Annotated in this window: 5 protein-coding genes and 1 pseudogene; 1 reads left to right on the forward strand and 5 read right to left on the reverse strand. The window is 43.9% G+C overall.

What is annotated here, in order from left to right; all coding sequences use genetic code 11:
- Positions 1-148: 148 nt before the first annotated feature.
- From QZ918_RS32705 to QZ918_RS32720, 4 genes are read right to left on the reverse strand one after another with little or no spacing between them, the layout of a single operon-like run.
- The gene (locus tag QZ918_RS32705; RefSeq protein ID WP_293343165.1) at positions 149-922 is read right to left on the reverse strand and encodes a hypothetical protein; all 774 of its coding nucleotides are present in this window, start codon (positions 920-922) and stop codon (positions 149-151) included.
- Positions 915-2,921, reverse strand: a complete 2,007-nt coding sequence (locus QZ918_RS32710) for a hypothetical protein (protein ID WP_293343169.1) — start codon at positions 2,919-2,921, stop codon at positions 915-917. Before QZ918_RS32710 ends, QZ918_RS32705 begins: the two co-directional genes overlap by 8 nt.
- Positions 2,914-3,741, reverse strand: coding sequence for a hypothetical protein (locus QZ918_RS32715; protein ID WP_293343171.1), 828 nt, complete (start codon positions 3,739-3,741; stop codon positions 2,914-2,916). The genes QZ918_RS32710 and QZ918_RS32715 overlap by 8 nt, the downstream gene beginning before the upstream one ends.
- Positions 3,741-4,289, reverse strand: coding sequence for a hypothetical protein (locus QZ918_RS32720; protein WP_293343174.1), 549 nt, complete (start codon positions 4,287-4,289; stop codon positions 3,741-3,743). The genes QZ918_RS32715 and QZ918_RS32720 overlap by 1 nt, the downstream gene beginning before the upstream one ends.
- 247 nt (positions 4,290-4,536) lie before the next feature.
- On the opposite strand from QZ918_RS32720, the gene QZ918_RS32725 reads away from it, so the two are divergent.
- On the forward strand, positions 4,537-5,076 hold the full coding sequence (locus QZ918_RS32725) for a tyrosine-type recombinase/integrase (RefSeq protein ID WP_293343177.1): 540 nt from the start codon (positions 4,537-4,539) through the stop codon (positions 5,074-5,076).
- Between the two features lie 7 nt (positions 5,077-5,083).
- Here QZ918_RS32725 and QZ918_RS32730 read toward each other — a convergent pair.
- A pseudogene (locus QZ918_RS32730) lies at positions 5,084-6,149 on the reverse strand (ISKra4 family transposase).
- Positions 6,150-6,544 lie beyond the last annotated feature (395 nt).

The following is a 6,544-nucleotide window of genomic DNA, read 5'->3' on the forward strand; positions in this document are numbered from 1 at the left end:
TCTAACGAAGCTTTTTCTTTTTCCATGTCTTTTTGTGGCAGTTGTAATTTATTCATTTTTTATCACAGTCAAGTATTGCATATATATTGTACCATAACCTTGATAATGATTTAGGATTGCTATATACCATATTCTGTTAATATAAAGTTTAGATGCGTTCGCCCTGGATGCAAGCCTCCGTGCCTTCTTCCCAAGCTTCCTCTACAAAATTCCTCAAAAAAGTATTCGGAATAGATTCAATTGATTCTTCAATAGCACCCGCAATAGTCCAGCTTTCTCCCGTTCCCCACTTGTCTATCTTTTCGCTCCCGAACAAACCTCTAAGAGCAATTCCCAGCGGATTAGCTGGGTTTTTTAATGCGCCCCTAACATTTTTGTAAAGCCACAAAAATGAAGATTGCACGCCCATCCTAAAACCGGCTTGAATTACCTCACCAGCAGCGTCGAGCAACTCGTCCAGAGCTTGCTCGCCAACTTCTTTCAATAAGTGAGTTGCTAGCGCTTCATTAAAAGTCATGATGGCCGCTGCCGGAACTAAACCGCAGCCTATCCACCCGATCGCCCGCCCTACGGCACCCCCCAATACGCCGCCAAAGGCATTCCACAAACCCTCAATTTGTTTGTCAATACCTTCGTCGGAGATGTTCCAGTTGAAATTAGCAATAAATTGAGTGCCGCCAACAATCCAACTCCAAAGTTTAGTCCAACTAAATGAAATTAATTGGACAACTCCCGATACCAAGAAACCCACGAACCGCGTTGCACCGTCCCAAATAGCCTCTAGAAATCCTTTGTCTTCAGATGATGTAGTGGCACTCGCCGACCAGGTGCGGATAATATTGCCACCAGTCGAAGACTCTCGCATTTTGCGGCTAGCCAAATCGCGTAGAACCCACCCAATTTTTTTTATTGCATCAGCCATTTGATTTTCCTGCCTGGCCTATATTGTCCCCAATTTGTCGGATGCGGGGCCTTCTGTCTCTCGACCTGCCGTAGGGAGTTTGTGCATCTTCGATTCCCGTCTCAAAACCAAATCCATCCTCTACCTGATCGAGGAAATCTTCCCAGTCTTTAGTGTGCTTAGGTTTACTCGGGTCATCGTCGTTAGTTATAGGATTTTCTAGTTTCTCGCTTAAGTCAGCACTGCCTTTGATTGATTCCAAGATTTGCGATTTGATGTCTTTTTTAGGGTCTACTTGCCGCCAATGTACTGCCCTGGTAATGGCAGCAGCCTGCAACAAGTCTAATAAGATATCTCGCTGCGTTTCCTTGGCTTCGTACTGAATACCTTTGACGTGGATTATACTTTCTTTAATCAATTCATCAATTGATTCGCTTTTTGGGGTAAACGTTGAGGGAACCTCAATATCTGCCTCGTCGTAGGGGAAATTCATGTATTTAGCAATCGCCATGCTTGCCAAGTAAGCTTTGATTGCTTCTTGCCGACCCATTCCGGACTCGCATAAGTTGCGAGTTGCGATGGCGACGAGGGCTTCTACGTTGGCTTGCAAGCTAAGTATCTGCCCTTCCATTTCTGCAATTGATTCCGCTAAATTTGGAAACTTAATTTGTTTGCCCTGGTCTCCTTCTTTTGTCAAATCGCTGTCTTTTACGTCGATTTGAATTTGCCATTGCCCCCAGCGTTCGTCATCGCGCTCAAACATCCACATCAAGAGATCGGAAAAATCTTCGATTTTCTGTTGAGGCGGTTCTTCTGGCTCTTGACCTTTTTCAACTGTTTGAACAATTGTACTGGGAAGTTCGCCGGGAAACTTACTAATCCCCAGTCTTTTGTGGATTTGGCGCATCAATTTGATGGACTCACGACAGCATTCATCCATTTCTTTTCTAGGTGGTGAGTTGGGGGGAACAGGAAAAAAGGCTGGGGGCAGTACAAGCTCATTGAAAGGAACTCCGATAGATCCATCCGAGCATCTAGGCGGAGGGCTAATAGAAACCAAAGTAGATTTAAAGTTAGAAACCTCCCCACGGATTCGACTCCCTGGATAATCTTTGTGGAAATATTCAATATAATCGTATTCCTGTCGAATGAAGATTATATAATAATCGAAAGAAGAACCTGTGTTTGATAGCCAGTAGGAACCAACATTACCAGTAACGTCGAATTTTCCTCTAAAGTCCTCCCACTGACCAACGCCAAACACCTTATCCGCATCTGCTGGGTAATTTGGCTTGTAGCCTTCTCGAAAATCGCCGTTAAAATTTTTAACGGTATCCTCAAAACTTTCATTTATTTTCTTCATGCCCTCGGAGACAGGAAGAGCGTCAGGCCACCTCCATGCCTGTATCATTGCAGTCCATTTGACGCCATCCGGGCATTGAGATTGAATATTTAAATTATCAGGAATATAGATTGTTGGTGTTGGTGTTGGCGTTGGCGTTGGTGTTGGTGTTGGTGTTGGTGTTGGGTCTTTCTTTTCCGGAAATCCAAAACCAAGCTGAAAAGAAATTGGTGTACCCGGAATTTGCACCGAAAATCCTACCCCCACGCCCTCAGGACTTTTAGAAACTTCAATTCCAAATCCCACTACCTCGCTGCTAATGCTTCCGCCCTCTATTTGACCGGTACTTGTATTGATAGTCACGCCACCTCCAACCCCAACAACTCCCCCCGGGATTTCTGCGCTGCCAGCGATCGATATTGAGCTCTTGGAAGGATCCTCATAATTGGGGTTTCCACTGATATCGAGTCGCACGGGACTTACATCTACGCTGACTCCCCCGGTGACAGACATCCCGCCAATATTTGCAACTTCGCGGGTGACTCCAATACCACCGCTGGAAACTGACGGCTCAGATTTTCGGCCCATATCTACGCCGCTATCTTTGCCGAGGTCGATCGCACTTGACCCCTTTGTGGCGCTGGGCGACAGAGATGATTTAGACGAAACCCTAGACATAGCTCGCCTCTATTCCCGAAATTCGGGACGGACTACCTTCGGCGATCGCCCAAAGCTCACCTGTCAAAGTTTCCTCAGTCAGGTTCCCGCCACCATTAGCCCCTAAATAAATTCCTGAACCTACTGCAACGCTCGAATTACCAGCAATCCAAATATCTGCATTCCCGGTATTGGTGCCGTATAAAATCGCCCTATTCGCATTAGCCAACCTAAATCTAGTGGGGGCTGTTGAGGGGATATCGACACCGTAAGGAATAGCATTTCCAACGATTTTATTTACTGGCTTAGCAATCAAGGCGACATTAAATCTAAAATCGCCTTCTAAATTAATGTAGTCACCGGCCCCTAATACTCCATGCCCATAATTGATTATCGATACACCCAATCTGTCGTCGGGACTGAGTAACTTTAATTGATTGATGGTGAGGTAGGGAATTGTAAAAGGAATTGTCGTTTCCCTCCCTTTATTTTGCAATCTTGCAGTTGCCAAGTCTGACCAAGTTCCGGTGCCTTTTCGAGCATGGAACCTTAAGCCTACAAAAGGATAATCCTCCTCGATGGCAAGCATTGCAGCGATTTTCTCTGCCGCCGTCATCTCTGGATAAATATCGGGGTACGGGGCTTTTTTGTACGAAGGCAGGTGAATCGCGCCGCTAAATGCTTCTAGGTAGAAACTTCTTCCTAAGTGGTGGGAATTAGATAAGGAAATATACTCGGCAAAGGCGTCTGCACAATTCAATATTTCAATAATTCCCGTGCCGTCGGCGCTAGTAATAGTTCGCCGGAAAGTTCTGGTGTTCTCTAATTGATTCTCTGCCATTAGGTTAGATACACCTTCCCTTCAATAACAGAGCCGCCACCAGGCAAAATGATAATTTCTATAGGAAATTCGAGTGAGGCGCTAAACGTTGCATTTGTGCCGCCACTGTTATTAAGTACGTGCTGGCACCGAGTTACGGCAGTTATCTTGTCAGGATTTTTGACCGGGTCTAATTCTAGGAGTTTCAAAACCATCACGGCTTCCATTGCAGCCTGTGCCAGGTTTGGCGCCAAGCTGTTTCCACCAGTCCCACTGGTGAAAGTCGATCCTGTTAAGTAATGAATTGCCGTGTAATTGGACGCGCCGTTAGCGGTATTGCTGGCGGTTACGTTGAGCAATAAGTCGATGTTTGCCTTTTTAGTAGACAGGTTTGCCGTGATACTTATTTTGTCGGTTCTGTCTACCGCTATTCGTGACAGCAAATTTTCCTCTTGTTCAAGAAGTCCGAGAATGCCGTATACATATCGCTCTTTGCTGGCGGGCCCTGTTGGGGCCGAGTAAGAGGCTCCCGAGACAGTGGCGCCGGCGCCTGGGGTGTGTGGTGCCATGTTGATGGAGAGTTTGTAACAATCTAATTTCAGTTTATGCAGGATTTCGTTGTAAATATGATTGGCACTTTTTCTTAAGAAGTTGCTGAAATAGATAAAAGAGCAACTTCTTAAGTTTTAATTACTCCCTCGCTGTACGGGTTTGAGGCGCTAGAGTATAAAGGGGTGTTAAAAGGTTGTCGATTGTCTTGTTTTTAGAGGGAAAGAGCAACAGGTGAAAGTTGATGGATTTGGACAGGCCTCGAAAATGACTCAAGACATTTACGAGCGAATCAGCAAACATTTTTTTACAGATGTTCACAGGGTTTTCTTGGCTGTTTCTTGGTACACTGGCGAGAGACCGGAGGCTATACTAAAAAGCAAGGTTTCGCAATTTTATGTAAATCCATCTAGGCGCATCGTGCGCTCGGAAATAATCTACAGCGCGACGACACGGAAAGACAAGAAGACCAGAGAAGTCCCCTGTCACATTGCTCTGGAAAAAATTCTTCGAGATTATGAATGCTTGGAGGATGGCTATTTATTCCCGTCCCGAGTTAAGCCGGGGAAGCCTTTGTCGCGGCAGGCGATCGATCGCGCTTTTCGACGCGCATTAAAAAAAGCCGGCCTTGAAAATCAGGGATATTCCCTGTATTCAGCGAGAAGGGGCTTTATCACCGAGAAACGAGACGGAAGCCTCTGGCTTTTAGACATGAGGAGGAAGTCGGTAGCGGTTTCAACCGCCTTCAATATTTTTTTTATATTGGTTGTTTTACAGTCATATTTCAAGGGAGCATCCCGGTTTTGAAAAAGCCTCAAATAGCCAACAGATCGTTAAGGTAAGCACAACGAAGTTTTAGCATCTTGTTATGACATTTTTTTTCAACCATTGAGCTCCCGAAATTTTCAACCTTCTATCTATTTGTTTGACCGTCGATTCCACCGCTCCCGAGCCAATCGAACAAATCTTGTCTGATGATAATTGCTCATAGTTAACAATTCGAGAGCGATGCTTTTCTAGATACTTGCAAAAGTTTTTGGCTGCTTTTTTGCGAGAATTTTTAAATAAATTTAGGGTGGATTCTACCTGGCCTTCCCACAAAAAATTCTTGGCTTTGGCTAGAGATTTCAATGACCCTCCCACTTTATATAAATTTTCTATTAAATGATACCAATCTAATATTTCTCGTCGGGTTTTACCAGGATTTAACTGGCTCATAATATTCCATATTCCATCATGCCCATCACCCAAACAAGTTAATATATCGGCTAATGGCTGATGGTTTATATAGTTAATTAACTCTTCATTCTCTTGATAAAAAGCCCCATGATAACTTTCATGTAACCGCACTGCTTTGTAATCTTGCCAATGACAGCCTTCGCCCAACTTCCCTCTCAGGCGGACTTTCCCTCCATCTATGCTTGTTTCTTTTACCTCTATTTTGGCCCTCGGTTCTGACCATTCTTGTTTTTCTACCAATCTATGTAAACAAGTATGTCCTATCTTTACTCCTGTCTGAACTTCCATTTCTTGGGCTGCCTTGAAGTAGGAAACATTAGCTATTTGACCCAAACAGCATTTTTCAAATAATGGAGATAATCGAGTAGATTTCTTGACCTCTAATTTTTCGGCCTGTTTTTCAGTAATTCTTAGTTCACCTATACAGCTTTTTACTGTGCGCCGTCGTCCTTGTTCTGTTCCTGTTGCTTCTTTGATAAAAAAAAACCGATTTGTGGGCCTACTGTTTCCAGCCATTGTTGCCTGAGATGTTTTTCAATGTTTTCCAGACTGGTCACTTCACTTGGGGGTGTATTGTTATACCAAATTTTAGCAATTTCTGCCGCACAGGATTCCAACCGTTCTAGTTCTTCAGGGGTCATGGCTCTTTTTCTCGACTTTTTTTGACGCTTTTATTCATTTTAACTATTTTACACTTCTTCAATACTTCGGACAGTTTTTTAACGACTCTGTAAGCCTTACAGCGGCCGCCATTGCATTTTTAATGTTTTTTTGAAACGAGCGGGCGCTTACTCAAAGATTGAAAAAATACCCATCCCTATAGCCATCAAGGGTTTGAGATACTCTCCTTAGATCTAAAACTGTCCGAAGTATTGCTTATTCGGACATTTACAAAACCGGGATGCTCCCTATTTCAATCTTAAATCAAGAATACTATGCTAATATAAACCAAGGAGGGAAACAGAATGTATGGATGCCAGCAAAATCTAATTAGTCCAGACAAAGACTTAAAAGCAGTCTGAGAATTCTTGTGTAG

The organism is Microcoleus sp. CAWBG58 (assembly GCF_020883045.1).
GTDB lineage: Bacteria > Cyanobacteriota > Cyanobacteriia > Cyanobacteriales > Microcoleaceae > Microcoleus.

Bases quoted from the DNA above. Each gene is read 5' to 3' on its own strand.
- QZ918_RS32710 (WP_293343169.1), bottom strand. From the start codon at position 2,921: ATGTCTAGGGTTTCGTCTAAATCATCTCTGTCGCCCAGCGCCACAAAG.
- QZ918_RS32720 (WP_293343174.1), bottom strand. From the start codon at position 4,289: ATGGCACCACACACCCCAGGCGCCGGCGCCACTGTCTCGGGAGCCTCT.
- QZ918_RS32715 (WP_293343171.1), bottom strand. From the start codon at position 3,741: ATGGCAGAGAATCAATTAGAGAACACCAGAACTTTCCGGCGAACTATT.
- QZ918_RS32725 (WP_293343177.1), top strand. From the start codon at position 4,537: ATGACTCAAGACATTTACGAGCGAATCAGCAAACATTTTTTTACAGAT.
- QZ918_RS32705 (WP_293343165.1), bottom strand. From the start codon at position 922: ATGGCTGATGCAATAAAAAAAATTGGGTGGGTTCTACGCGATTTGGCT.